General features: G+C 41.6%; 1 protein-coding gene. It reads right to left on the bottom strand.

Features of this window, described 5'->3' with window-relative positions; all coding sequences use genetic code 11:
* Window positions 1-196: 196 nt before the first annotated feature.
* Window positions 197-1,010, bottom strand: an 814-nt coding sequence (locus GF617_RS26895) for a hypothetical protein (protein ID WP_239006644.1), incomplete at its 5' end; no start/stop codon positions are given.

Here is a 1,010-nt window from a genome sequence, read left to right as displayed (position 1 = left end):
TATTTGCTGGCTCTCGAAGCGAGACACTCGCCCTTACTGAAGCCATAAAAAGCTTGTCGAATGTCTCAGGGCGTGATGCGGACATTGCTAACAGCCTTCTGTGTGAATTCTCAGGGAGCAGGTCAGCATAGCATCACGTTGAGGCTGTTACCCTACTTGTTCACACCAACCCTAACTCCACAGGCTGATTCATAAATTAGTAATTTGCGTGTTTCACACTTTTCAAAAATGCTTTCATATTTTCATTAGGTTGCTCAATTTCGAAGTTACTTCCATATAACTCTTGTAATTTTGGCCATAACTTACTTAATAACCTTCCCCTGCGATAAAATGGATGTATCCAAACGGTAGATAGGTACGGGGAATTTGCATTTGAATTGTTTATTGTGACTAGCCCAACTAAACATTGTCGATAACCACTATTATCCATTGATTGTATTTCTTCGACGAATGGATACGCGATTACATCAGTCCAACCATTATCGGTTGTATCCCATTGCATTCCGTCATGACATTCCTTCGACTGATAGCGGCGTAAAGCTACACACGCGAGCTTTTGCCAATCTGGAGAATTAATTGTGATCTCTTCATCGTATGACGCGCCTATTGGAGCGGGTATTGGTCTGATTAATCCAGCATGGCATTCATTATAGAACTTCATGTCTCCCTCAGAAACGTTGCGTACGTTGGTTTGCTCCATGTGTGCGCCATTCAAAAATAGCTCTGATAGTAGTGTATCTACGCTGTAATCTTTATTGATTATTGTCGGCTTAGAGTTTTTCTTATTAAGGCCGCGAGTAACGATTTTTTGATCAATGTTAACAACATGGAATAATCCGTCGGGGAGGCTAGCGAACCACGATGAGGCATCTGACCAGAATAGTATGCCTTTTGTACTTCTTAAAAATTTAATTAAGTTAATACAAGCTTCTTCACTAGGGAAGGTGCGAATAAGCAGGTCATTTCTTCCCAAGCTGACTCGCTGATTAAAATTTCGCGGATCTGGGCCG

It is taken from the genome of Lelliottia sp. RWM.1, from assembly GCF_016859735.1.
GTDB lineage: Bacteria > Pseudomonadota > Gammaproteobacteria > Enterobacterales > Enterobacteriaceae > Enterobacter.
The sequence above is the reverse complement of the archived record's forward strand: the minus strand, read 5'-3'. Positions and strand labels throughout refer to the sequence as shown.